The following is a 25,546-nucleotide window of genomic DNA, read 5'->3' as shown; positions in this document are numbered from 1 at the left end:
TGAATAGTGAATAGTGAAATAGTCAGTAGTGAATATCTAATTCCATTCACCATTCACCATTCACCATTCACCATTCACCATTCACCATTCACCATTCACTACCCACTACTCATTCACACGAAGCAAAAAGCCAAAATCCTTCCTGACATTTTGCGACGTCTCCTTGAGGTGCGCTTCCAGCACGCCGAAATCCGGCAGGTCGGTGACCGCCAGTAGCAGATCCGAAAGCCCCGGCGGAACATCGTCGCGTTCGAATACGCCGGTGAGGCAGAGCCGCGTCATCTGGGTCAGCGCCAGATAGAGCGCATAGGCATCGCAAAGCTCCTGCCTGACCTGGGCCTCGGCGAAATCCGGCGCCAGCCTCGACAGCACGTCCGCTGTCCCGGTAGCCCGGCGGCCGGCTTCGACCTTTCCCGTGATCACCGCCACCTGCGCGATGAATTCGAGATCGATGAGACCACCCGGGATCAGCTTGATGTCCCAGAGATCGCGCGGCGGCTTCTCCTTCTCGATCATCGCACGCATCTCGAATGCTTCGGCCATCACCTTGGTGCTGTCGCGCGGCAGGGCAAGCACCTGTGCCACTTCGGTCTCGACCTCGGCGCATAGCGCTTGATCGCCGCCGATCGCGCGGGCCCTTGACAGCGCCATATGCTCCCAGGTCCAGGCGTCCTTGCGCTGGTACTTCTTGAAGGCATCGACATGGGTCGCCACCGGCCCCTTGTTGCCGGACGGCCGCAAGCGAAGGTCGAGTTCGTAGAGAACGCCCTCGGCGGTCGGCGCGGACACCGCAGCGATCAGCCGCTGCGTCATCCTGGCGTAATAGTGCGACGGGGCGAGCGGCTTGTCGCCATCGGATTCTTCGGCATCGGCGTCGTGATCATAGAGCAGGATGAGGTCGACGTCTGAGCCGGCCGTCAATTCGCGGCTGCCGAGCTTGCCCATGCCGAGCAGCGCAACCGTGCCGCCGGCGATGCGACCGTGGCGTAGCGCGAACTCGGCGATGACCGCCCGCAGCGCCGCGTCGATGGTGAGATCGGCTAGATCGGAAAAGGCACGGCCGGCGCGCGCCGGATCGATCGAGCCGGCAAGCAGCCTGACGCCGATCAGAAATTTTTGCTCGGACGCAAAGATGCGCAAGCGGTCGAGCACGTCCTCATAGGCCCTGTCGCCTTCTAGGAACGCGGCGAGACGGCCGGACAGATAGGCGCGGTCCGGCAGTTCGGTCAAAAGGGCCGGATCGAGCAGGCCGTCAAACACGTGCGGCCGGCGTGTGATGATGGCGGCCAGCCGGGGCGCCGCGCCCATGATGGTCGCCAGCAGCTTCAGCAGAGCCGGATTGGAGTGGAGCAGCGAGAACAGCTGAATGCCGGCGGGCAGACCGGCAAGGAATTCGTCGAAGCGTATCAACGCCTCGTCCGCGCGGCGCGTCTGGCCGAAGGATTGCAGCAGCGCCGGCGTCAGTTCGGTCAACCGCTCGCGCGCCTCGGCTGACTGGGTGACGCGATAGCGGCCGAAATGCCAGCCGCGGATGACGCGGCAGATGTCGCTCGCCCGCTGGAATCCCAATCTCTGCAGGGTCTGCAACGTATCGGGGTCGTCGACATCGCCGGTAAAGACCAGATTGCCGATGCCAGCCGAAAGCTCGGGCGCGGTCTCGAAAAGCGCTGCGTAGTGGCGTTCGACCTGATGGAGTGCGGCGCGGAACGCCTCGGCAAAGGCCGCCGCATCGGCAAAACCGAGCAGGCGGGCAATGCGTTCGAGCCCTTCGTCATCGTCCGGCAGTATGTGGATCTGCTCGTCGGCGACCATCTGAACGGCGTGCTCGACGCGGCGCAGGAGCCAGTACTGCCTTGTGAGCGTATCGCGCGCATCGGCAGTGATCCAGCCGCGTGCCGCAAGCTGGCCAAGCATCGGCACCGTCTCGCGGCCGCGCAGTTCGGGGAAGCGGCCGCCGGCGATGAGCTGCTGGGTCTGGACGAAGAACTCGATCTCGCGGATGCCGCCGCGGCCGAGCTTGACGTTGTGGCCCTTTACCGCGATCTCGCCAAGACCCTTGTGGGCGTGGATCTGGCGCTTGATCGAATGGACGTCGGCGATCGCCGCATAGTCCATGTATTTGCGCCAGATGTAGGGCTGGAGCTCCTTCAGGAACGCAGTGCCGGCGGCGACATCGCCGGCCACCGGACGCGCCTTGATCATTGCGGCCCTCTCCCAGTTCTGGCCCCGCGCCTCGTAGTAGCGCAGCGCCGCCTCGACCGGGATCGCCAGCGGCGTCGAACCGGGGTCGGGACGAAGCCTGAGGTCGGTGCGGAAAACATAGCCGTGTTCGGTGCGGTCCTGGAGCATGCGGACCAGCCGGCGGGTCAGGCGCGAAAACAGCTCCGTCGCATCGAGCGGATCGACGACTGCTGGCGCTTGCGGGTCGAAGAAAACGACGAGGTCGATGTCGGAGGAGAAGTTCAGCTCATGCGCGCCAAGCTTGCCCATGCCGAGCAGGATCCAGCCCGACCGGCGCGCCGGATCCTCGAGATCCGGCAGTTTGAGCTTGCCTTGTCGGTGCGCGTCGCGAAGCAGGAAGTCGACGGCAGCGCGGGTGCAGGCGTCGGCAAGATCGCTCAGCCGCCGTACTGTGATTGCAGTTTCGGCCTCGCCTGCAAGATCGGCCAGCGCGATCAGAACATGCGCTTCCGCTTTCCATTGCCGCAGCTCCATCATCAGGCCGTTCTCAGAGATGGCTTCCGCCCGCGCGGCCTTGTCGATGGCGGCGCCGATCGACGCCAGCCGGGCCTCGACGGTCTCATCGAAAAGCGCATCCAGGATCTGCGGGCGGCGGCGCACCGTGTCGCGCAGGAACGGCGACAGGTCGAAGACTGCCGCGAGAAACTCCTGGACGGCGCCCTCGCCGGCCAGGAATTTCGCCAGCACGGCAAGCCCCTCTTCCTGCGCTGCGGAAGCGATCTCCGACAATTCCCGCCGGGCTCGGTTCTGATCCAGAGGCACGAGCCTTGCCGCCGGCTTCAGAAGCCAGTTGGTGTGTTCCGCAGCCGCCTTCACCGCCATCAGCGATCCTCCCGTTCGGGAAAACTCATGACGACGGATAATCCAGGATTGGCGGGCAGGAGATCAAGCCGCCCTTTGTGGAATGTCATGATCGCCTTGGCGAGGCTGAGGCCGAGACCGGAACCCGGCTGCGAGCGGCTCTTCTCCAGCCGCACGAAACGCTCGGTCGCCCTGGCGCGATCGGCATCGTCGGGAATGCCCTGGCCGTTGTCGGTGACGGAAAGCCTGATTTCGCCGCCGACGCGATCGAGCGCTACGCGAACGGTCGGCTCGGCTGTCGAGTCGGTCGAATATTTGATCGCGTTGTCGACGATGTTCGATAGCGCCTGGCCGATCAGCTCGCGATTGCCTTCAACGGCGAAGCCATCCTGCACCGAGGTCTCGAGTGTCACTCCCGCCTCCTCCGCCACCGGCTCGTAGAGCTCGACGACATCGCGCACGGAAGCAGCCAGATCGACCCGGCTGGTGATTTCTGAGGAATAGCCCGCCTCCAGCCTTGAGATCATCAGGATGGCGTTGAAGGTCTTTATCAGATGGTCGGACTCGGCGATGGTCGCTTCCAGCGCCTGCCGGTAATCGGCGGAGTTGTGCTTGCCGGAGAGCGTCGCCTCGGCGCGGTTGCGCAGCCGGGTCAGCGGTGTCTTCAGATCGTGGGCGATGTTGTCGGAGACCTGCTTCAGCCCTTCATTCAGCGTGGCGATCCTGGCCAGCATGGAATTGAGATTTTCGGAGAGCCTATCGAACTCGTCGCCGGCGCCGGTGACCGGCAGCCGGCCGGACAGGTCGCCGCCCAAGATGCGGCGACTGGCCTGCGACACCGAGTCGATGCGCTTCAGCGCCGCGCGGCCGACGAAGAACCAGATCAAAATTCCGCCAAGCGCCATCATGCCGAGCGCCAACGTCAAGGCGCGGCGGATGACGGCGCGGAACCGCTCAGGCTCCCCGAGATCGCGGCCGACCAGCATGATCATCTGGTTCGGCAGGCGCAGCACCAAGGCAATGGCGTTGTGGCCCTTCTCGCCTTCGACCTGGACTTCGCTCTGGCTGGGTTCGTTCGGGTCGGCGATCGGGTTGCGTTGCCGCTCGAGCTCGCCCTCGCCAAAGCGCCGGTAGGAAAACGGCTCCGTCGTCCAGCCCTCGGCCACGAGAACGCCGGGTTCCAGGCTCTGCACGTTGCCGGTCAGGATCTGGCCGTTGGCATCGGCGATCAAATAGAGATTGGCGCCGGGCTGGCGGGAGCGCTGCTCGACCACCCGGACCAGCAGCGGCAAGCCGCCGCGCTGATAGACCCGGGCGAGGCCGAGCACCTCGTCGTTGATGGTCTCCTGCGTCTGGCCGGTCAGCATGCGCGCCGACAGCGAGGTCATGTAGAAGACGAGCAGCACCGCACAGATGGCGAACAGCAGGAGATAGAGCGCCGAAAGCCGCGCTGCCGTCGTCTTCATGATGGCCGGCATTGAAAGGGCCATGCTAGCCGCTCTTGAGCATATAGCCGGCACCACGAACCGTGTGCAGGATGGGCTTGTCGAAGCCCTTCTCGATCTTGCCGCGCAGCCGCGAGACGTGAACGTCGATGACGTTGGTCTGCGGATCGAAATGATAGTCCCAGACATTTTCCAGCAGCATGGTGCGCGTCACCACCTGGCCGGCATGGCGCATCAGATATTCCAGCAGGCGGAACTCGCGCGGCTGCAGCGTAATCTCGCGGGCCGCGCGCCGTACCGAATGCGACAGCCTGTCGAGTTCGAGGTCGCCGACCCGGTAGACGGTTTCGGCCTCCCTGGCGCTGGCGCGGCGGTTCAGCACCTCGACCCGGGCCAGAAGCTCGGAAAAGGCATAGGGCTTGGTCAGATAGTCGTCGCCGCCGGCGCGCAAGCCGGTGACCCGGTCGTCGACTTCGCCGAGCGCCGACAGGATCAGCACCGGCGTAGTCTTGCCTCGGGATCTAAGACCGGCGATGACCGACAGGCCGTCGCGGCGCGGCAGCATGCGGTCGACCACCATCACGTCATAGTCGCCGGAGTCAGCGAGCGCGAAGCCGGTTTCGCCGTCGCCGGCGACATGGGCGGTATGTCCGGCCTCGGTAAAGGCCTTCTGGAGGTAATCGGCCGCTTCGCGATCGTCTTCTATGACGAGAATCTTCATGGGACCGTTATACGCGATTTCGCTGGAAGATTGAGTGGCCGGCATAGGCATCATGGCCTCAAGGTGTATCGCCAACAAAATGATTCAAGAACTAGCAGTAAGTCTTTGTTTTAATGTTATTGGCGTCGAGCCGCCGCATCCTCGATTTGGCGACATGCTTTGTTGTTTGAGCATGTCGTCATCCCAAAACCGCTTCACACTTTGGGCGACTGCTCTGTTGTTCGAGCGGCAGCGGGCGATGGGCGCCCGCTGCCGCTGGGGCGGAACACGATGACTGACTAACGTATTCAAGCCCCGTGCTTTCCCATGCGACGGTTCGGGGTGTTTGAAACCGCCGCATCGGAAAAGTCTGGAACGTCAGCCCTTGGCGACAGGCAGCGCGACGAAGCGGTTGCTGTCGTCGCGGGTGATCTGCATCAGTACCGCCTTGCGGCCCGACTTCACCGCGTCGGCCATGGCCTTGGCGACGTCCTCGGTGCCATTGACCTCCGTCGAATTGACCGAGGTGATGACATCGCCGGCCTGGATGCCGCGATCGGCGGCATCGCTGTCGGGATCGACATCGGTCACCACAAGCCCTTTGCCATCGTCGGACCTGGTGACGGTGAGACCGAGGTCGGCCAGCGTATCGGCCTTTGGCGGAGCCGAAGGCTGCTGGTCGGCCGAAGCCTGCTTGTCACTCGAAGGCAGCGTGCCGAGGTCGACCTTGACCGTTTCACTCTTGCCGTCACGCCACAGCGTGACGTCGACCGGCTTGCCGGGCGGGTAGGCGCCGATCAGACGGGCGAGTTCCTTCGGCGAAGCGACGTCCTTGCCGTCCACCTGAGTGATGACGTCACCAGCCGATATGCCGGCGTCCTTGCCGGGACCATCGTCCTGGGCGCTGGAAACGAGAGCGCCCTTATCGGACTTCAGCCCGAGCGATTCGGCGATTTCGGAGGTGACCGGCTGGATCTCGACGCCAAGCCAGCCGCGCTGGACGGTGCCGTCCTTCATCAGATCCTGCACGACCTGTTTTGCAGTCGAGGCGGGAATGTCGAAGGCAATGCCGACGCTGCCGCCGGACGGCGAGAAGATCGCGGTGTTGATGCCGACGACCTGGCCGTTGAGGTTGAAGGTCGGGCCACCCGAATTGCCGCGGTTCACCGAGGCATCGATCTGGATGAAGTCATCATAAGGACCGGCGCCGATGTCGCGACCACGGGCCGAGACGATGCCGGCGGTGACCGTGCCGCCGAGGCCGAACGGATTGCCGACGGCCACCACCCAGTCGCCGACGCGAACCTTTGCATCGTCGGCGAAGTCGACATAGGTGAACTTGCCGTCGCCTTCGACCTTGAGCACTGCGAGATCGGTGCGCGGATCTGTGCCGACCAACTTGGCGTCGAGTTCCTGGCCGTCATGCATCACCACCGTGAAGGACGAGCCCTCTCCGACGACATGGTTGTTGGTGACGAGGTAGCCATCCTCGGAGATGAAGAAGCCGGACCCTTGAGCGACCGGCCGTGGCTGGCGGTCACCGCGTCCGAAACGTCGCATTCCATCCCGGCCATCCTGATCGCCAAAGCCACGGAACTCCCTGAAGAAGCGGCGCAATTGCGGATCGTCGGGGAGATTGCCGAAGGCGTCGGGAAGGTCGGAGCCGTCGTCAGCGGTCGATTCTATCTTGGCTTTGACGCGGACACTGACGACCGCCGGCGAAACGCGCTCGACCACGTCGGCGAAGCTCGGGACTTGGGGCGCCTCGACACGCACGGCCTCGGCCAGGACGGGGGCTGTCCCGGTGGCAACCGCGCCGAAGCCGATCGCGCCGGCAATGGCCACTGATGCGGCGGCAGCCATCAGGCGTTTGCGGGTGCGGGAATGTGAATTGGGGGCAATATTCATGGGTCTCGTATCCTCTTTCAAGGGATGCGCTTCGGTCGGCATCCTCGGCCAAGAGAAATAGAGGCGCGCACATTACGGCGCCATTTCCAGTGCATGAAACTTTGGTAATGTTTGCAGGCACCAACCCTTTGGTTGCGCCCGCCCGTTGCCCTATGTTGTACACAGTTCAGCACAAGGCTTTCACCATGACCGCAAGCGCCACCATGACGATTCGGGTTTCGTCCGAAACCAAGCTGAAGCTGGAGCGGATCGCCGCCGACACGCGGCGCAGCAAATCCTTTCTCGCGGCCGAGGCGATATCGGCCTATGTCGATCGCGAGCTTGAGATCATCGAAGGCATCAAACGCGGCATGGCCGATGCGGCAGCTGGCCGTGTCGTGCCGCACGACGAAGCCATGGCGGAAATCGACGCCATCATCGAAGCGTCGGAAGCCAGGCGCGCAGACAAGGCTTGAAGCGGTTCGTCACCTGGTCGCGAGACATCGTGACACGGCCGTGGCCTTGGCGGCGGGGCGGCCGGGCCGAATTAGTTACCCAGCACCTTGTCCAACGTTGCCTTCTCCTCGGCTGTGAGCATGGCCGCAGGCGCCGATCGGCGCGACCGGGCGGTCAGCACGATGAAAATCCCGCCGGCAAGCAGCAGAAGGACCGGCGTGCCCCACAACAGCGCATTGCGCAGGCTGAAGCGCGGCTTCAACAGCACGAACTCGCCGTAGCGGGAAACGATGTAATCGATCACCTGCCGGTCGGTATCGCCGGCGACCAGGCGCTGGCGCACCAGCACGCGCAGGTCGCGGGCAAGGTCGGCATCGGATTCGTCGATCGACTGGTTCTGGCAAACCATGCAGCGCAGCTCTTCCGAAAGCGTCCGCGCCCGCGCCTCGAGCGCCGGGTCGGCCAGAACCTCGTCCGGTTTCACCGCAAGTGCGGCGCCGGCAAACAACAGCGTCAGCAGCAGGATCAGGGAGGCCAGCGAAATTCTTGCGGTCATGGCAGGCTCGCCGAAGGCATGGCGCCCGCCGATCTGCGGCGGCGCGACGGTGCGCCGACGCGCAGCCGCCGGTCCATCAGCGACATCGCAGCACCTGCCATCATGACAAGGGCGCCGCCCCAGATCAGCGTCACCAGCGGCTTCCACCACAGCCGCACCACGACGGAGCCGTCGGTCGCCTCGTCGCCAAGCGATAGGTAGAGCTGGCTGAAACCGATCGTCTTGATACCCGACTCGGTCGTCGTCATCTGCCGGACCGGATAGGAGCGCTTGGACGAGGTGATCACGGCGGTGGTGCTTCCAGCAGCGCCGAGCAGGGCGAAGCGGCCGCGATCCTCGCTGTAGTTAGGCCCCTGGGCCGGATAAAGCCCTTCGAAGCGCAGTGTGTGGCCGGACAGTTGCACGGTCTCGCCGGCACGCATCGACAGTATCTTCTCGGTGCCGAAGCAAAGTGTGCCGACGATGCCCAGCGTCGTCAGCCCAAGACCGAGATGGGCGAGCGCGGTGCCGAAGACCGAACGCGGCAGGCCGGCGAAGCGCCTGAGCATGACGCCGGGCGCGACACTGCCAAGGCCGGACTTGACGGCAATATCGGTGAGCGCGCCGCAGATCAGCCAGAAAGCCAGGCCGACGCCAAGTGTTGCGAACACCGACGCGCCGTCGATGAACAAGGCCGTCACCAGCACGGCCAGAAGCGCGGCGGCGAAGGCCGCCATCAGCCGCTGGGCGACGGCGAAAATATCGCCGCGCTTCCAGGCCAGAAGCGGCCCGAACGGAACCGCGACCAGGAGCGGCACCATCAGCGGGCCGAACGTCAGGTTGAAGAACGGCGCGCCGACCGAAATCTTGTCGGCCGAAACGGCCTCGACGACCAGCGGATAGAGCGTGCCGATCAGCACGGTGGCGGTGGCCGTGGTCAGGAACAGATTGTTGAGGACCAGCGCCCCTTCGCGCGAGATCGGATGAAACAGGCCGCCGGCCGTCAACCTCGAGGCGCGAAAGGCGAACAACGCCAGTGAGCCGCCGATGAACAGTGTCAGGATGCAGAGAATGAACACGCCGCGCGTCGGATCGGTGGCGAAGGCGTGGACGGAGGTGAGCACGCCGGAGCGCACCAGGAAGGTGCCGAGCAGCGACAGCGAGAAGGTCAGGATCGCCAGCAACAGCGTCCAGATCTTCAGGGCCGAGCGCTTTTCCATGACGATCGCCGAATGGAGCAGCGCGGTGCCGGCCAGCCAAGGCATGAACGAGGCGTTCTCGACCGGATCCCAGAACCAGAAACCGCCCCAGCCAAGTTCGTAATAGGCCCAGTAGGAACCCATGGCGATGCCGCCGGTCAGGAACATCCACGCGACCAGCGTCCATGGCCGCACCCAGCGCGCCCAGGACGCGTCGATGCGGCCTTCGATGAGGGCGGCGACCGAGAAGGAAAAGCAGATCGAGAAGCCGACATAGCCGAGGTAGAGCAGCGGCGGATGGATGGCGAGGCCGAGATCCTGCAGGATCGGGTTGAGATCGCGGCCCTCGATCGGCGCCGGATTGAGCCTGGCGAACGGGTTGGACGTCGCCAGGATGAACAGCAAGAAGGTGGCGCCGATCGCGCCTTGCACGGCCAGCACGTTGGCTCGAAGGGTCGCTGGAAGATTGCTGCCGAAAGCAGCGACGAGCGCCCCGAAGAAGCTCAGGATCAGCACCCAGAGCAGCATCGAGCCCTCGTGATTGCCCCATGTGCCGGTGATCTTGTAGATCAGCGGCTGCAGCGAATGCGAGTTGTCCCAGACGTTGGCCACCGAAAAGTCGGACGTCGCATAGGCCGTCGCCAGCGCCGCGAAGGACAGAGCGGTCAAGGCGAAGCCGGTCACCGCGACCGGACCGCCGACGGCCATCATCTTCTGGCTGTTGATACGCGCGCCGAACAGCGGCACCAGCGCCTGCACCAAAGACAGCGCGAACGCCAGGACCAGCGCGAAATGTCCGGTTTCAACCATTGTGGCCAAGCCCGCCAGGTTTTTGCTTTGCCGCAGGGTCTTGCCGCAAAATCGTGGGAACCCTCGGGTCAAGCCCGAGGGCAGGCTTTTGCGGAACCTGCTTAGTCACTTTTTGCTCTCCTGCCACACGCCCCTGGACTTGAGGCCGTCGGCCACCTCCTTGGGCATATAGTTCTCGTCGTGCTTGGCCAGCACGCTGTCGGCGACGAAGACGCCGTCCGGGCGAAAAATGCCTTCAGTGATGACGCCCTGCTCCTCGCGGAAAAGGTCGGGAAGAATGCCGGTGTAGGTAACCTTGACCTGCTTCTGGTTGTCGGTCACCGAAAAGGCGACGGTGGTCCCCTGACCGCGCTCGATCGTGCCTTTTTCGACGAGGCCGCCGAGCCTGATACGCTGCCCGGGCTGCAGGCTGGCGGCGGTCAGGTCGGCGGGCATGTAGAAGTAGGAGGCCTTCTGGCCGAGCGCGTAGAAGGTCAGGCCGGTGGCGGCACCGAGGAAGGCCAACCCTCCGGCGATCACCGACAGTCGTTTCTGCTTGCGCGTCATTTTTTACTCCGTCGCCGTCAGGCCAAGCGAGACGGCAAAGGCGATGAATTTCTTCGCTTCGTCACTATCGGGGCCAAAAACGGCGATACCGCGATTGAGCGCGTCGCGCGCCTGATCGGCCTTGCCCAGCACGACATAGGAACGAATAAGCTGCATCCATCCTTCCGCATCGCGCGGGTTTTGCCGCAGTTTTTCGTCAAGCCCCGCAACCATGGTGTTGATCATCGCTTCCCTATCCTGCGGCGACATCGACGCGGCGGCATCGACATCCCCGGCGTTCGGGCCTTTTGCAGGCACTCCCGAAGCGACGCTGCGCCTGGCGGATTCGGCCAGTGCCTGCTCGACGGCGCCGCGCCAGGGCGAGTCCTGTGGCAAGGCCGCGAGCATTTTCTGCCAGCCAATCGTCGCCTCCTCGATGCGGCCTTCCTGCGCCATGCCCATCGCCAGATAAAAGCTGGCCTTCGGATTCGCCGGATCGAGCTTCAGCGCCGCCTCGAAGGCTGCCTGAGCATCGGCCGAGATAATGCCGCCCGCTTCGCTGGCGATCGCCTCGCCGAGGCCGGCCTGGCGAGTTGCGCTGTCGCCGTCGAGGCGAATGGCGTTGCGGTACGCCGTCACCGCGTCGGAGAACCGCTGCATGCGCTGATAGATTGGCGCCAGCACGTCCCAACCCTTGGCATCGGACGGGTTGGCGGCAAGGTGGGCCTCGGCGCGTGCCACCAGTTCGTCGACCGAACTGTCGGCGGGATTCTTGGCCAGTCGCTCGCTGAGCGGCTGCGACGGCAGATCGGGCGAGCCGAGTTGGCTGTACAAGCCCCAGCTGACCAGCGGGACCGCCAGGACCGCAGCCGTCGCAACCAGCCTGGTCGCCATCGACGGCTGCCGCGCCGCTGCCTTGTCGGCGGCATTGTCCAGGCGAAGGATGCGACGGGCGATCTCCGCACGCGCCTCTTCGGCCTCGGCCGGCTGGATCAGGCCACGCGCCACGTCGCGGTCAAGCTCGGACAACTGGTCGCGATAGACTTCAAGGTCATGATCGCTGCTCGCCGAACCACCCTTCGGGCCGCCGGCCAGCGGCAGCAGAACCGCCAGGCTTGCACCCAGCGTGAGAATGGCGGCTATGACCCAGAACAGCATGCTTCTTCCAATAACGGCAGAGCCCTGCCCTGCCAACACAGGCGTCCTGCGACGCTTTGACGGCAGATGCGTCGCATGTCCTTGATTGATGTCAACCGGACCTAAAGCGCGTCGCGTTCGACCGGCGTCATGCGACGCGCCTTAGATAGTTGTTTTCATGCATGTCGTCATCGCAAAACCGCCGCACACCCCGGGGCAGGTCCCGAGGGCACGCTTTTGCGCGAATTCTTGTTTTTATGCATGTCGTTATCGCAAAACCGCTGCACACTTTTGCGCGACATGCATTATCCGGCCGGTCGTTACGTCAGCGGCGTCCAGCTGCCATCGGCGTTGCGGCAAGCGGTTCCGCGCGCGGTGGCGCCGGCGGCGCCGGTGAACACCGTATGGGTGTATTGTCGGCAGTCCTGCGAGCCGACGCGATAGGGCTGGGCGGGCACGACTTCACCGAAATGCGCCGACCGATCGCTCTTCCACGTCACCTTCTGGCTGCTCGCCGTGTACTCGAGCGCCCTGTATTCCGCCTCCAGCGCCTTGCGCTTTTCAGGGCCGCTCAAGCCGGTACCGATCGATCCGCTGACGAGGCCGCCGCCCATGGCGGAAATGACCGTCGTCGCGATCTTGCCTTCACCTGGCGGCGTTGCGGCCGGCTGCGGCGCCACCGTGGGGCCAGGGTTGCTGCCCAGCGTCGTGCAGCCGGACACGGCCAGCAGTGCGGAGACGAGCGCGACGCGAATCTTCATGCCAAAAACCGGTCTCTTGAGTTAAAGCTGGGGGCCGCGCCATCGGGGAAGTCGGCGTGGCCATAGTGTCGATGTTTGTCGGAAATTTGGCCGCGGCCGACGGCTCCGGGACCAGTCGACATGCCGCCATATCACGCACCGTCGATCAATGTCGACTGGCCCAGCAAAAGCATAGGCCTAGTGAAGGCTCCGCAATCGAACCACCGCCTTCAACCCGCCCATGCTGGACCGTTCCAGAGCCAGAACGCCTCCGTATTCGTTGACGAGGTCGGCGACAATGGCAAGTCCAAGCCCGGTGCCCGGCCTTGTCTCGTCGAGACGCCGTCCGCGCTTCAGCGCCTCGCGTGCCTTGTCTTCTGGAATGCCCGGGCCGTCATCCTCGATGCTGATCTCGAACAGGATGACAGCACCCTCCTTGCCGGAGCCAGTCTTCTTGCCGGGGATTGGCGCCACCGATACCGCGACCGCGCTCTTTGCCCATTTCATGGCGTTGTCGAGCAAATTGCCAAGCAATTCTTCCAGATCCTCGCGTTCGCCGGCAAAGACGATATCGACTGCCGGCAGCGAAAGCGAGAGAGCGGTCTGCGGATTGAGTTTTTGCAGCACGCGCACCATGCGCTGGACCAGCGGCGCCACCGGCGTACGGTAGACGACGCTGTCACGTTGCGCCGCAACGCGGGCGCGCTGCAGATAATGGTCGATCTGCTTCTGCATCGAGGCGGCCTGTTCGGCTATGAGCTGGCCCCTGACGCCGCCGAGCGCCCGTCCCTCGTTGATCAGCACCGCCAGCGGCGTCTTCAGCGAATGGGCGAGGTTGCCGACCTGCGTCCGCGAGCGCTCGACGATACGCTTGTTGTTTTCGATCAACGCGTTGGTCTCGTTGGCGAGCGGCTCGATCTCGGCAGGGAAGCGACCGTCGAGCTTTTGCGCGGTTCCTTCGCGCACCATGGCGAGAGCGTCCCTGACCCGGCGCAATGGCTGCAGGCCCAGCAGGATGGCGATGGCGTTGATGGCGATCATGCCGACGCCGAACAGCGAAAGATAGGTCAGCAGGCGACGCTGAAAGGCGCTTATCTCCTGCTCGAGCTCGGTCCGGTTGCCCATGACGCGGAAGCGCGCGGCGCGATTTTTCGCGTCGAGAACGAACTCGCTCTCGAACACTTCCAGTTCCTCGCCATCGATGCCTTCTGTCGTATAGCTGCGCTGGAAGCTGGCATTGAAAGGAACCTCGGCGACGCTTGGCGACAGGATCGCCTTGGTCATCGAGGAGGAGTGCAACTCACCACTCACGCCTTCCGACGCAGGCTCCACCGACCAGTACCAGCCGGAATTCGGCTCCGAGAACCGAAGGTCGCCCAGGTCGGGAGCGCCGGTCAGCGAACCGCCTTCGGACACGCCGACCGAGCCGATCAGATTGAACAGATGCGCCGACAGCAGGCTGTCGAAACCGCGCTCGCTCGCCTGGCGATAAAGGGTGGTGATCAGCGTGAAGATGACAACCAGGGTGAGTATCGCCCAGACCGTGGAAAAGGCGATCACCCGGAACGCCAGCGAACGCGGCCCGAACCGCAGGGAAAGCGGCGTCCTTGCAGTCTGTCTGAGCGGTTCCGCCTTACGCCTCCGGCTCACGCATCCGATAGCCCATGCCGCGAACGGTTTCTATCATGTCGATGCCCATCTTCTTGCGAAGCCGCCCGACAAAGACCTCGATTGTGTTGGAATCGCGGTCGAAATCCTGATCGTAAAGGTGCTCGACCAACTCGGTTCGGGACACGACCTCGCCCATATGGTGCATCAGATAGGCAAGCAGGCGAAATTCGTGCGACGTCAGCTTCAACGGCACGCCGTCGACATCGGCCTTGGAGGCTTTGGTGTCGAGCCGCAGCGGTCCGCAGGTCAGTTCGGACGACGCATGGCCGGCCGCGCGCCGGATGAGCGCTCGGACCCTGGCCAGCACCTCTTCGATGTGGAACGGCTTGGTGACATAATCGTCGGCGCCGGCGTCGATGCCGGAGACCTTGTCGCTCCAGCGATCGCGCGCCGTCAAAATCAGGACCGGCATCTTGCGGCCGCCGCGCCGCCAGCGTTCGACCACGCTGATGCCGTCCATCTGCGGCAAGCCGATGTCGAGCACCACGGCGTCATAGGGCTCGGTGTCGCCGAGGAAATGCCCTTCCTCACCGTCGAAAGCCCGGTCGACAACATAGCCGGCATCGACCAGCGCGTCTGATATCTGCCGGTTCAGATCCTTGTCATCTTCGACGACGAGTACGCGCATGCGGGAATCATACCCAGTTGAAGAATCGGCCTGTTGAAAAATCGGCCTGTTGAGGAGCTGGACGTCAGATATAGGCCGATTCCAGCGCCTGGGATACGGCAGGCATCAGTTCAGCGGAACGACGATCTCCGTGCGGCGCGGACGCTGCCCATCCTTGCCCGGAACCAGCACGACGATGACGCAGACCGGCTGGCCACCGCGCGTCGACTGCGACGCCTTGGCCAGCGTGCCGCCATTCTGCTCGGCGACCTGCTGACCGATCGCGTAGCAGTCGGAGGCGGCCAGGACGACCGGCAGCGCCGTCGCCTGCGACGCAAACAGACCGGCAGCGCAGAGAGCAAGTGTCGCGGTTGGGAAGTGGGAGCGAAGCGTTTTCATGATCAGCGTCCTAACGCATCGGTGCTGAACGTGATATGAACATTGCCTGCAACACATGCCTGTCTCACCCCCTGAAATGCGACACAACCAACCCCGGTGATTTGGCCGCCCCAACCCGGCAAATCCAGGCGCCAGTCTAGACTGTGTTGCAGCCTTATTGAAAGCGCGTCAGGCGTTTTCTTCCGTCACGGCAAGAAAGCGCAGCAGCCCGTGACAGGCTGAAAGATCCTGGTCGTAACGGACCTCGGTGAATTCGAGCCTGAGATTGACGCGGTGATGCTCGTCGAGCGCGAGCGCCGCATCCTGGAGGCGGGCGCTGACCATGTCCATCACGTCGAGCATTTCTTTCCTGGCCTCGGATTTCGACCAGAAATGCAGAGTGAAAAGCTGCTCGGCGTCTTTCTCCCTGCCTGTTACCCAATCATAGACGCTGGTCCGGCCGAACGTCACATAGGGAAACGGGATGTTTTCCGGGACATGGTCGAATAGTTTTGCGCCGCCCAGCGCCGCTGACAGGGAACCGTCAGCGTCCAGCGCCTGGAACAAGGCCTTCTGCAACGCGGCAGCCGGCGCGGTCATTGTTTTCTCCCTCGCCCGTCGCGGCCGAACAGGCCTTCACCCGACAGATTCCGCCTGCAGCGTAGCCGCGTTGAAATTCTGCCGCCAGATCCCGGGATTTCCAAGGCCGCGATCGCGCGGACAGCCGGGATTTATCGAAAATCGGCTGCGGTCAGCACATACATGCTCTTGCCGGTACGGGTATAAGCGTTCCTTGCGACGTCATGTATGGGACCGACGGCCGAATCGAAGGCGGCGAGATATGTGGCTTCAGCTGTCGCCGTCCCCGGCGGCGCCGTCGAGATGGCGTCTGCATGGACAAAGAAAGAGATCTGGCACATGCCATCATAGCCGACGAAGCGGATCCGCCGGCTCGCCTCGTCGTAGCTTCGGCTTAGGTTTGGAAATGTCAGGCTCATGACTTGATGCCGTCAAGCGGCCCCCGCTTTCTTGCCTGCCGCCCGCTTTTTCTTGGGAGCGACGGGATTAAGGGCTTCCGCCGCACGGTCGGCCTCTTCCTTGGCCAGCCGCAGCGCCCGCAACTTTTCGGTCTTGATGGTCCTGGCCTTGGCCTCGGAAATATATTCGGCCGTAGCCTGGTTTCGCTCGGCGGTTTTCTTCTGCTTCTCCATGAAGCGCGCTTCAGCTTTTTCCATGATATTCTGATTGGGTTCCGCCATCGATAAAATCTCCTTTTCGCTGAGGTGATGAAAATTAGTTTCTCTCCTAAAATAGGAACTCGGAACGGAAAAACCAATTTTCAGAATGTTTTTGAACGATCAAATGCCTGAAAGACATCATGAAATAATACTAGAAATTGCATTCGCATCGACCCCAAATGCCGTACCGACTGCTCATATACCCCGCTCCGATCAGCGCTGGATCGGGAACCGCCCTCGCCGGCCCTGCTGGCTTCAGGCTGACGGTTTTTTGCCTCGGCAGTCCGGCAAACTCGAGCTCACGCTGCGGACGAGGACGAGCATGGCCTCCACCGCCTCCTCGTCCGACAGGCCCTGGTTCTCAACAAGCGATCTCCACGTCGTGAAGTCGAGCGCATGCCCTATCGCGGCAACGAGCAACCTTGCAGTTCCGCTATCTAGGTCGAGCCAGCCTTCTTCAAGGATCGCGACGCCGTTTGCGAGAACCTGTTGCCGGCGGGCCAATGCCGCGGCAACAACCGGCATTTCGGCATCGCGAGACAGATTTGCGAGGAGTTGCCGCTTTCGCCTGTAATAGCTGTAGGATTGAAGGAGCGCCGTCCGGAGCCGGGCTTCCGGTTCGACGATCGATCGCCAGGCCTCGGGACTTGGAGGAGGGTCCTGACCGAAGGAATATGCCGAGCAGGCATTGAAGACCGCTTCCTCATCGGGAAAATGGCGGTAGACGGTCAGCCGCTGCACCCCCGCTTTCTCGGCGATGGCGCTCACGGTTGTTCGCGACGGACCCACCGAGCTGTGCAGCTCGAATGCCGCGCGAGCGAGCGCAAGATGGGTCTCGGCCTGTTTGACCGCGCGCCGCTGCAATCGATATGAGCGCTGCTGGCCTTCTTTCAGTGAACTCACGTGGTCACCGATATTGACATGGGTTTGAATGACGCCTAGAAATGAGTGATCGGCAGCGTACACCCATTTTCAGGAGGATGATATGGAACGCGCATTGCCTGACTCGGCCCTCCAACACACGACAGCTCATCCGACTGCCAACCAGGCATCGGGGCCTATCACGATTCAGCCCGGGGCCGGCGACCGCTTCGATCTGGGCGGTTTCGGCATCCGCTGGAAGATCGACGGGTTCCACACCGGCGAGCGCTTCTCCATCGTGCACCATCCGCTGGCGCCCCGTGCACTGGCGGCGCCGTTGCACAGGCATCACCGCGAAGACGAATATTCGTATGTGGTGAGCGGCAATCTGGGCGCGTTGCTTGGCGACGACGTCATTACTGCCGAGCCGGGCACATGGGTGTTCAAGCCGCGGGGCCAGTGGCATACGTTCTGGAATGCTGGCGACACACCGTGCGAAATTATCGAAGTAATTTCGCCGGCGGGATTTGAGAACTATTTCCGCGAGTTGGCAGCGATCTGGCCAGACAGGACAAAGTCGGGTGAACTATTACAAAAGTACCAACTGGATATGGACTTCGAGAGTGTTCCAGACCTCTGCGCCCGTTTTGGACTGACGTCCGCCCGCCCCGCCGCAACGATCCGCGCCGAGGATAGCGGATGACGGCGCAGCGCCTCCGCCCCGATTTCGCAGCGATAGACGAACGAAACGGGCGACCGCCGAAAGGGCAAGGCGCAGGCATGCACGGTTAGGGCTCACGGCCGCCACCTGTTCGTGCAGGGACTGCACTGATCTCATGACACCGGCGCTGCGCCACCCTCTTCCATGCGCCGCGCAATGAATTCGTCGAGAACACCTGATGTGGCAGCGGCGCAAGCCGGCGGCCGAAAATCGGCCAGCAGCCGTTTCCAGATGCCGGTGGCGCGCTCGGTGGCGGTTCTTGACCCGGCCTGCGTCCAGTTGCCGAAATTCGACCAGTCGGCGACCAGCGGTTCGTAGAATGCGGTGCGGTAGCGCGCCAATGTGTGCCCGGCCGAGAAGAAATGCCCGCCCGGCTGCACTTCGGCGATGGCCTCGAAGCCGATCGCGGCCTCGTCGCCGGGCGTCGCGGCGCAGAGTTCCGCGATGGTCTGCAGCGCCTCGATATCGGTGATCAGCTTCTCGAACGAGACGCTCAACCCGCCTTCGAGCCAGCCCGCAGCATGGATGCAGACCGTCGCGCCGGCGAGCACCGAACCCCATAGCGCGAACTGCGTTTCGTGGGCTGCCTGCGCGTCCGAAATGTTGGCGGCACTGCCGCCGCCGGACCGCCAGGGAAGGCCGGTGAAGCGTGCAAGCTGACCGGCGCCGAGCGTCGCCTTGACGTGCTCCGGCGTGCCGAAGGCCGGCGCCCCGGACTTCATGTCGACATTGGAGGAGAAGGAGCCATAGACCACCGGCGCGCCCGGCCGCACGATCTGGGCCAGCGTCAGCCCGGCCAGCGCTTCGGCGTGCTGCAGCGTCAGCGCGCCGGCTACGGTGATCGGCGCCATGGCGCCGGCCAGGCAGAAGGGCGTGATGATCAGCACCTGCCCCGCCTTGGCAAAGTCGATGATGCCTTGCGCCATCGGAATGTCGAGTTGACGCGGCGAGTTGGTGTTGATGACGGTGTAGCAATGAGCGCCCGAACGGAATTCGTCCTCGGACAGGCCGCGCGCCAGCCGCAGCATCTCGAAGCCGTCCTCGACCTGCGGCGTGCCGCGCGCGAAGACGAACGGCAGCTTGTCCGACAGCGTCAACTGCGCGCGGTTGACGGCATAATGGCGGAAGCGGTTGTCGATGTCCTGCGGCTCGATGCAAGGTCCCAGCATGTGCAGCACATCGAAATGCTGCACCAGGCGGATGAGATCCTCGAAAGCGGCAAGCGTTCCCGGCCGCCGGCCGTGCTCCAGATCGGTGACGTTCGGCGCCCCGGATCCTGCCAGGAACGTCATCGAGCCGAGTTCGAGCGTCAGGTCGCGGGCACGGTCACCGGCATGGACGCGGATCGATTTCGGCGCCGAGCCCAGCGCCGCCGAGACGATATCGCGGCCGATGCGCACCATCTGGCTGTCCTCGTCGACCAGCGCGCCGGCACGGGCAAGAATGGCGCGCGCCTCCGGCAGCAGCACCTTGGCGCCGAGTTGCTCGAGCACGCGCAGCGCCGTGTCGTGGATCGCGGCGACCTGGTCGGCCGAAAAGATCGGCTGCGGCAGGAACGGGTTCTTCAGCGAACGATAGTCCGGCCGGCGGCTGCTCTCGCTGCCGGCCTCGCCGGTTCGTCCGCGCCTGCGTTCGCGCCTGAGGTTGCGTGCGGCGTCATCGACCATGGCGGATACTCCTCATTACCGTATTGCCCTGCGTTGCGGATCGTAGGCAGGAGCCGCGATGACGCGCGTTGGCCGCTCGGCCCAGTTCGTTGAGGCAGACAGGATACTTGCACTGTACATATGTGTCTAGTACGGTTGTATGCAGTTCGCCCTCATGCCTATTGTGCGGTCATGACCATGATTTCTCCGCAGGACGAGCCGGCGTCCGGCAACACCAAGGTGACGCGCCTGGACTGGATCAATCTTGCGCTCCAGACACTGATTTCAGACGGCATCGCAAGCGTGCGCGTGCTGCCGCTTGGCCAGAAACTCGGCGTATCGCGCTCAAGCTTCTACTGGTATTTCGAGAGCCGTCAGGACCTGCTCGACCAGTTGCTTGCGCATTGGCGAGACACCAACACCAAGTCGATCATCGAACGCGCGCAGCGGCCGGCCGAAAGCATCATCATGGGGGTCATGAACGTGTTCGAATGCTGGGCGGACGAGCGCCTGTTCGATCCCAGGCTCGACTTCGCCATCCGGGAATGGGCGCGTCGCTCCGAGGACGTGCGCCGGGCCATCGACCAGGCCGACAATGACCGACTGGGTGCGATCCGCGACATGTATCGCCGGCATGGCTACGGCGAAGAGGATGCCTTCATCCGCGCGCGTGTGCTCTACTACATGCAGATCGGCTATTATGTGCTCGACCTCAAGGAACCGGTCGAGGCGAGGGTCAGTCATCTCGCCGCCTATCTGCGCAGTTTCACCGGCCAGGAGCCAAGCGATGCCGACGTGGCGCATTTCATGCGCTTTATCGCGGCGCGTTAAGTGAGTGCGAGGTGGCGGAGGTGGCAGGCCCGACCCTGGTATCAACAAACTGTACCGCGAAAGCCCCCTCACCCTTGTGAGCGAGGCCAAAATGGACAAATAGTCTGGTAGGAGTGCCGCTTCTCAGTGGGAGGCGTAGCCGCAGCCGGATCTTGGAATGGCCAGTCCTTTGAAAACACGCAGGAGAAGGGGTCCGATTGCCGCAAGACTGCTGGCGGCGGATGCGTGGTTCGATTCCTCGCTCTACGAGACCGGCTTCAAGGTGCGCCGGTTCTGGGAAGCGGCCACCATTTTTTTCCGGCGCTTCCGCGTCTCCGGCTGGCGCCGCGGCATCATCGAACTGTTGAGCGAAGGTTTCACGCTCGGCGCCGGCGGCATCGTCGTCATGCTGGCGCTCGCCTTGCCGGCCTTCCAGGAAACCGCCGGCGACTGGCGCGCCCAGGGCGATTTCGCCATCACCTTCCTCGACCGCTACGGCAATGAGATCGGCCAGCGCGGCATCATCCAGCGCGATTCGGTGCCGGTCGACGAGATGCCCGACCAGGTCATCAAGGCGGTGCTGGCCACCGAGGATCGGCGTTTCTTCGATCACTACGGCATCGACGCGCTCGGCCTGTCGCGCGCAATCTTCGCGAACGTGCGGGCGAATTCCGTGGTGCAGGGCGGCTCGAGCATCACTCAGCAGTTGGCCAAGAACCTGTTCCTGACCAATGAACGGACGTTGGAGCGCAAGGTCAAGGAAGCCTTCCTGGCGCTGTGGCTCGAGGCCAATCTGTCGAAGAAGGAGATCCTGCAGCTCTATCTCGACCGCGTCTATATGGGCGGCGGCACGTTCGGCATCGAAGCGGCCGCCGATTTCTATTTCGGCAAAAGCGTCAAGGATGTGAACCTCGCCGAAGCGGCGATGCTGGCCGGCCTGTTCAAGGCACCGACCAAATACGCGCCGCACATCAACCTGCCTGCTGCCAGGGCGCGGGCCAATGTGGTGCTGTCGAATCTCGTCGAAGGCGGCTTCATGAGCGAGGGTCAGGTGCTGCAAGCGCGGCTGCATCCGGCTGAAATCGTCGACCGCGGCGAGCAGAAGAGCCCGGATTACTACCTCGACTGGGCATTCGAAGAGGTCAAGAAGATCGCCGCGAAGTCCGGCCAGCATTCGCTGGTCGCCCACACCACTTTCGATGCCAACATCCAGAAGGCGGCGGAAGAATCAATGGAGTTCCATCTCCGCCAGTTCGGCAAGGAATACAACGTCACCGAAGGCGCCATGGTCGTCATCGAAACCAATGGCGCAGTCAGGGCGATCGTCGGCGGCCGCGACTACGGTGCCAGCCAGTTCAACCGCGCCACCAAGGCGCTGCGCCAGAGCGGCTCATCGTTTAAACCCTACGTATACGCAACGGCGATGGAGCACGGCTTCACGCCGGACTCCGTCGTTTCCGGCGCGCCGATCTCCTGGGGTGCCTGGTCGCCGCACAATTACAATGACGGACGGGCCGGCAAGGTCACGCTGATCACGGCGATGGCCAAATCGGTCAACACCGTGCCGGTGCGGCTTGCCAAGAATCATCTCGGCATCAAGCCGATCAAGGCGATGGCGGAAGCCATGGGCGTCGAATCGCCGCTCGAATCGCACAAGACGATGGTGCTCGGCACATCGGGCATGACCGTGATGGACCAGGCGACAGGCTTTAGCGTGTTCGCCCAGAACGGCTTTGTCGGCTCCCGGCATGGCGTCACCCAACTCGTCACCCGTACCGGCGAGGTGGTTTACGATTTCGCCAAGGATGCGCCGCCGCCGCGCCGTGTGCTCTCGGAGCAGGCGCTGAAATCCATGAACACCATGCTGGCGGCGGTGCCGGTGATGGGCACGGCGCGGCGCGCTGCGCTTCCCAATATCGTTTCGGCCGGCAAGACCGGCACAACGCAGTCTTACCGCGACGCCTGGTATGTCGGCTTTACCGGCAACTACACGGCTGCCGTGTGGCTCGGCAATGACGACTTCACCCCGACCAACAACATGACCGGCGGCTCGCTGCCGGCGATGGTTTGGCAGCGGCTGATGGTCTATGCGCACCAGAATATCGACCTCAAGCCGATCCCCGGCCTCGATCATCCCTTCGTCGACGAAGAGATCGCCGCCAAGGCCGAGGAAGCGGAAAAGAAGAATGCCGAGCAGACAGCGGCCGACACCGCTGCCGAGCGGCCGCCGGTGCTGTCCAGCCAGACGACGCGGGCGCTCAGGGACATCACCAGGCTGTTCCAGTCGGCGCCCGTCCTCCAGGCGCCTGCGACACCGGAGACGCTGTCGGCGCTTTGATGCCGGCACGACGGGCCAGGCCATCCCTCGCGCCGCAATTCCACAGAGGTCCGCTTGCCATGGCCCCCTGCCCCGCGATATCCCCGAGCGGCACTCCTCTTGCCCGCGGCTCTTCATGCTCAAGAACGCATTCCTGACGCTCCTCGCGCTTGCCATAGCCATCGGCGGCGGCGGCGGCAGCGTCTGGTACGCTCTCAAGACGCAGGATGGCATTGGCGCGATCAGGATCGGCCAATGGACGGCGTTTCCCGATATCGGCACGCAGACGGCGGATCCTTATTCGAAAGCCCGCGTGGCGCGCGAGGGTGTCCTTGCACTCGGGCAGGCAGAAGGCCTGTCGTTTATCGCCGAACGCGATTCCGATGGCGAACTATTGAAACGCCAATGCGCCTATGAAATCGAAGGCGGATTTCCCACAGCCCGGTTCTGGACCCTCTATGCCGCCGATCGGTCGCTCGGCGTGGTCGAGACCGGCAAGCCAAGGCTTGCGGCACTTCAGTCCTACCAGGTGCTGCGCCAGCCCGACAATTCCGTGCTTATTTCCGTCAGCAACCGCCCCGCGCCCGGCAACTGGCTGCTTTCCGACGGCTTCGGCCGGATGTATCTCGTGCTGACATTCTACGACACGCCGATCGCCAGCAGCACGGGCCTTTCGGATGTCACGCTGCCGCAGATCGTGAAGGTCGGCTGCAATGCGTAGGCTGCTGCACGCGATCCTGCTCGGCCTGCTTGGCGCCGGCATCGTACACATCATCGTGCTGCTGCTCGCCCCGGAATTTTCCGAACGCAATGCCTGGTCGCGGCTGGCCATGGCCTCCAACCTTTATCGGATGACCAGGCTGGACGCTGAGGCCGGCGGTACGCCTGTGGTGAAATCGGTCGATCCGCTGTTTTATGCTGCGGCTTGCCGCTTCGATCTGTCCGATGGGATGGTTCGGGTGAAGGCACCGGGAAACGTCCCGTTCTGGTCCGTATCGGTCTATGACCGCAGCGGCCATAACATCTACTCCTTCAACGACCACAGTGCGACCGGAAGGGTGCTGGACAGTATCGTACTGACGCCGGCGCAGATGATCGAGATCCGCAGGGATCTCCCGGAGGAATTGCAAGGGGCAATTTTCGTCGAAGCGCCGATCGACGAAGGCATGTTCGTCATCCGCTCCTTCGTGCCCGACGACAGCTGGAAGCCGACCGTGTCGCGGTTTCTCGAGCAGAGTTCCTGCGAGCTGCAGGACTACTGACGTCAACCGAAACATGCCGCCGGTTGAGGCCCGTGCCTTGCGTGCCGCCGCGGCGCTCGTTCAAGGGGATAGAGCATCCTTTGCGCGCCCAGCCAGCCGCGACGCGCTTTAGTGATGCGGAACAGGCAACGTCCCCGACGTCCCCGGCATCGTCCTTGACGAACCCGGCCTGTCCGGACCGGCGCCTGGCCGCGTCTCGCCCGTCAGTGGCGGTTGCTCGTAGCGGACGCCGGGGAAAATGATCACCGCCGCCGGCGCTCCGGTGTTTCGGTCTGCTCGATTGGTTGCCGCCGGTCGCGGCACGAAAGACAGTACCATGCCCATGGTTCGTGCATTCCTCTCGGTTGCCCCGGAGCACAACGCAACGCCTCCAATCTGATTAAGGAGCCAGTAGGTTAACGGAACGCTAACGGATCGCCGCTAATTTGATCTTTGTTCTGAGGTCAGGAAGTCCTGACCCGTGGCAAATGCGAAACCGACACAGTCCCGGTCGAGCATGGTCCAGATTGTGTCGAGTGTCAGGCGTATCCTTCGTGTCATCTGCGGATTTCAGGCAAATCGCTATACGGGCTGAACCGGGAAAGGCCGAAAGGCTGTTCCGCGCCACGGTGTCGGCGTTCTGTTCGCTGACCCGCCCTTCGCGTCGGGAGATCGCGCAACTTGAGGATCTGACGCTGCCGCTTTTCGCCGATGTGTCGGTCGAATCGCGCCGCTACGTCGCCGCCGCCCTTTCCGAATGCGAATATGCGCCCGCTGCGCTGGTCCGGCGGCTTTGCGAGGAGCCGGTCGACGTTGCCGCGCCGCTGCTCATCCGCTCGCGCGCGCTCAGCGATATCGACCTCATCGCGCTGATCGGCCGCCATGGCCTGCCGCATGCGCGCGCCATTGCGCGCCGCAAGGATCTGAACCCGACCATCGCCCACCTGATCAGGGCGCTTGAAAAGCCGACGCTGGTGAGCGTGCGGCAGCCTGAGGCGAACGCCAAGGCGGTGCCCGAAAGCGCCGAAGTCGTCGCCGACAGCCAGCAGGTGCCCGGCGCCGCCGCCGAGACTGCACGGCGCCGGCTGCGGTCGATGATGCGTGATGCCGAAAGCGGCGGCGCGACGATCAATCCGTTCGCCGGCGCTAACACCTATGTCAAACTGCGCGAGACGGCGCTGACCGGCAATGCCGCATTCTTCCAGACAGCACTGGCCGACGCGCTCGAGATCGATTTTTCAACGGCGCGGTCGCTCATCGCGCACCGGAGCTACACGTCGCTGCTGGCCGCCCTGCGCGCGCTCGATCTCGGCGAAGAGAGGGCGTTCCTGATCACCGCCGCCGTCTATCCCACAGAGTTCTCGCATCCGCAGGCCATCCGCATCTTCCTCGACCGCTACCGGCTGCTGCATCGCGACGCAGCGCTGGACAGGCTACGCGGCTGGAAAGCCGAGACACTGTCGAAGGCCATTCGCAATGCCGGACCGATCGCGGCAAACGCCGACGTCCGCAAAGCGCACAGCGACAATGCTGCCGCCAGCCCTAAAGCGCGTCGCGTTTGACCCGCCGTCGCGCCTGAA

The 25,546-nt window shown here is 63.6% G+C and carries 24 protein-coding genes; 7 read left to right on the top strand and 17 right to left on the bottom strand.

Annotated features, from left to right (window positions below; translation table 11 throughout):
- Positions 1-105 precede the first annotated feature (105 nt).
- The 4 genes from AC0L2V_RS09300 to AC0L2V_RS09285 all read right to left on the bottom strand — a co-directional run bounded on the left by AC0L2V_RS09300 (position 106) and on the right by AC0L2V_RS09285 (position 7,095).
- Positions 106-3,063, bottom strand: a complete 2,958-nt coding sequence (locus AC0L2V_RS09300; protein WP_473519972.1) for a bifunctional [glutamine synthetase] adenylyltransferase/[glutamine synthetase]-adenylyl-L-tyrosine phosphorylase — start codon at positions 3,061-3,063, stop codon at positions 106-108.
- On the bottom strand, positions 3,063-4,532 hold the full coding sequence (locus AC0L2V_RS09295; RefSeq protein WP_473519971.1) for a sensor histidine kinase: 1,470 nt from the start codon (positions 4,530-4,532) through the stop codon (positions 3,063-3,065). The genes AC0L2V_RS09300 and AC0L2V_RS09295 overlap by 1 nt, the downstream gene beginning before the upstream one ends.
- A gap of 1 nt (position 4,533) precedes the next feature.
- Positions 4,534-5,208 (bottom strand): response regulator transcription factor, encoded by a 675-nt coding sequence (locus AC0L2V_RS09290; RefSeq protein WP_023800810.1) that lies wholly within the window; start codon positions 5,206-5,208, stop codon positions 4,534-4,536.
- 357 nt (positions 5,209-5,565) lie between these two features.
- Positions 5,566-7,095 carry a Do family serine endopeptidase gene (locus tag AC0L2V_RS09285; protein ID WP_473519970.1) on the bottom strand — a complete coding sequence of 510 codons (1,530 nt, stop codon included), beginning with the start codon at positions 7,093-7,095 and terminating at the stop codon, positions 5,566-5,568.
- Positions 7,096-7,280: 185 nt separating this feature from the next.
- Here AC0L2V_RS09285 and AC0L2V_RS09280 point away from each other — a divergent pair, with 185 nt between their 5' ends.
- Positions 7,281-7,550 (top strand): CopG family ribbon-helix-helix protein, encoded by a 270-nt coding sequence (locus tag AC0L2V_RS09280; protein ID WP_091590846.1) that lies wholly within the window; start codon positions 7,281-7,283, stop codon positions 7,548-7,550.
- Between the two features lie 71 nt (positions 7,551-7,621).
- Here the strand turns inward: AC0L2V_RS09280 and AC0L2V_RS09275 are convergent, their stop codons facing one another.
- From AC0L2V_RS09275 to AC0L2V_RS09220, 12 genes are all read right to left on the bottom strand, one after another.
- The gene (locus AC0L2V_RS09275; protein ID WP_473519969.1) at positions 7,622-8,086 is read right to left on the bottom strand and encodes a cytochrome c-type biogenesis protein; all 465 of its coding nucleotides are present in this window, start codon (positions 8,084-8,086) and stop codon (positions 7,622-7,624) included.
- Entirely contained in the window at positions 8,083-10,074 is a 1,992-nt protein-coding gene (locus AC0L2V_RS09270; RefSeq protein WP_473519968.1) for a heme lyase CcmF/NrfE family subunit, read from the bottom strand. Before AC0L2V_RS09270 ends, AC0L2V_RS09275 begins: the two co-directional genes overlap by 4 nt.
- 105 nt (positions 10,075-10,179) lie before the next feature.
- Positions 10,180-10,620: a cytochrome c maturation protein CcmE gene (gene ccmE, locus AC0L2V_RS09265; protein WP_473519967.1), complete on the bottom strand. Its 441-nt coding sequence runs from the start codon at positions 10,618-10,620 to the stop codon at positions 10,180-10,182.
- A gap of 3 nt (positions 10,621-10,623) precedes the next feature.
- On the bottom strand, positions 10,624-11,757 hold the full coding sequence (gene ccmI / locus AC0L2V_RS09260) for a c-type cytochrome biogenesis protein CcmI (RefSeq protein WP_473519966.1): 1,134 nt from the start codon (positions 11,755-11,757) through the stop codon (positions 10,624-10,626).
- Positions 11,758-12,056: 299 nt separating this feature from the next.
- Positions 12,057-12,497 carry a hypothetical protein gene (locus AC0L2V_RS09255; RefSeq protein ID WP_473519965.1) on the bottom strand — a complete coding sequence of 147 codons (441 nt, stop codon included), beginning with the start codon at positions 12,495-12,497 and terminating at the stop codon, positions 12,057-12,059.
- Between the two features lie 177 nt (positions 12,498-12,674).
- Positions 12,675-14,126 (bottom strand): ATP-binding protein, encoded by a 1,452-nt coding sequence (locus AC0L2V_RS09250; protein WP_473519964.1) that lies wholly within the window; start codon positions 14,124-14,126, stop codon positions 12,675-12,677.
- Positions 14,110-14,775, bottom strand: coding sequence for a response regulator transcription factor (locus AC0L2V_RS09245; RefSeq protein WP_023800820.1), 666 nt, complete (start codon positions 14,773-14,775; stop codon positions 14,110-14,112). Before AC0L2V_RS09245 ends, AC0L2V_RS09250 begins: the two co-directional genes overlap by 17 nt.
- A 105-nt stretch (positions 14,776-14,880) precedes the next feature.
- Positions 14,881-15,153, bottom strand: a complete 273-nt coding sequence (locus AC0L2V_RS09240) for a hypothetical protein (RefSeq protein ID WP_473519963.1) — start codon at positions 15,151-15,153, stop codon at positions 14,881-14,883.
- Positions 15,154-15,321: 168 nt separating this feature from the next.
- Entirely contained in the window at positions 15,322-15,732 is a 411-nt protein-coding gene (locus AC0L2V_RS09235) for a DUF3168 domain-containing protein (RefSeq protein ID WP_027152773.1), read from the bottom strand.
- Between the two features lie 131 nt (positions 15,733-15,863).
- Positions 15,864-16,130 (bottom strand): DUF1488 family protein, encoded by a 267-nt coding sequence (locus AC0L2V_RS09230; RefSeq protein WP_023800823.1) that lies wholly within the window; start codon positions 16,128-16,130, stop codon positions 15,864-15,866.
- A 12-nt stretch (positions 16,131-16,142) separates the two neighbouring features.
- Positions 16,143-16,391: a hypothetical protein gene (locus AC0L2V_RS09225; protein WP_023800824.1), complete on the bottom strand. Its 249-nt coding sequence runs from the start codon at positions 16,389-16,391 to the stop codon at positions 16,143-16,145.
- A 234-nt stretch (positions 16,392-16,625) separates the two neighbouring features.
- Positions 16,626-17,336 carry a TetR/AcrR family transcriptional regulator gene (locus AC0L2V_RS09220; RefSeq protein ID WP_473519962.1) on the bottom strand — a complete coding sequence of 237 codons (711 nt, stop codon included), beginning with the start codon at positions 17,334-17,336 and terminating at the stop codon, positions 16,626-16,628.
- A gap of 19 nt (positions 17,337-17,355) precedes the next feature.
- On the opposite strand from AC0L2V_RS09220, the gene AC0L2V_RS09215 reads away from it, so the two are divergent.
- Positions 17,356-17,934 (top strand): cupin domain-containing protein, encoded by a 579-nt coding sequence (locus AC0L2V_RS09215; protein ID WP_473519961.1) that lies wholly within the window; start codon positions 17,356-17,358, stop codon positions 17,932-17,934.
- Positions 17,935-18,065: 131 nt separating this feature from the next.
- Here AC0L2V_RS09215 and AC0L2V_RS09210 read toward each other — a convergent pair whose 3' ends face one another.
- Positions 18,066-19,619, bottom strand: a complete 1,554-nt coding sequence (locus AC0L2V_RS09210; protein WP_473519960.1) for a trimethylamine methyltransferase family protein — start codon at positions 19,617-19,619, stop codon at positions 18,066-18,068.
- Between the two features lie 171 nt (positions 19,620-19,790).
- Here AC0L2V_RS09210 and AC0L2V_RS09205 point away from each other — a divergent pair, with 171 nt between their 5' ends.
- The 5 genes from AC0L2V_RS09205 to AC0L2V_RS09185 all read left to right on the top strand — a co-directional run bounded on the left by AC0L2V_RS09205 (position 19,791) and on the right by AC0L2V_RS09185 (position 25,528).
- Complete coding sequence (locus tag AC0L2V_RS09205; protein WP_473519959.1) at positions 19,791-20,429, top strand: TetR/AcrR family transcriptional regulator; 639 nt, start codon at positions 19,791-19,793, stop codon at positions 20,427-20,429.
- A gap of 157 nt (positions 20,430-20,586) precedes the next feature.
- A complete protein-coding gene (locus AC0L2V_RS09200) occupies positions 20,587-22,746 on the top strand; it encodes a transglycosylase domain-containing protein (RefSeq protein WP_473519958.1) in 2,160 nt (719 codons plus the stop codon).
- A gap of 115 nt (positions 22,747-22,861) precedes the next feature.
- A complete protein-coding gene (locus AC0L2V_RS09195) occupies positions 22,862-23,446 on the top strand; it encodes a DUF1214 domain-containing protein (RefSeq protein ID WP_128172665.1) in 585 nt (194 codons plus the stop codon).
- A complete protein-coding gene (locus AC0L2V_RS09190; RefSeq protein ID WP_473519957.1) occupies positions 23,439-23,987 on the top strand; it encodes a DUF1254 domain-containing protein in 549 nt (182 codons plus the stop codon). The genes AC0L2V_RS09195 and AC0L2V_RS09190 overlap by 8 nt, the downstream gene beginning before the upstream one ends.
- Positions 23,988-24,520: 533 nt before the next feature.
- Positions 24,521-25,528 (top strand): hypothetical protein, encoded by a 1,008-nt coding sequence (locus AC0L2V_RS09185; protein WP_473519956.1) that lies wholly within the window; start codon positions 24,521-24,523, stop codon positions 25,526-25,528.
- Positions 25,529-25,546 lie beyond the last annotated feature (18 nt).

Source organism: Mesorhizobium sp. WSM4814 (assembly GCF_055811595.1).
The sequence above is the reverse complement of the archived record's forward strand: the minus strand, read 5'-3'. Positions and strand labels throughout refer to the sequence as shown.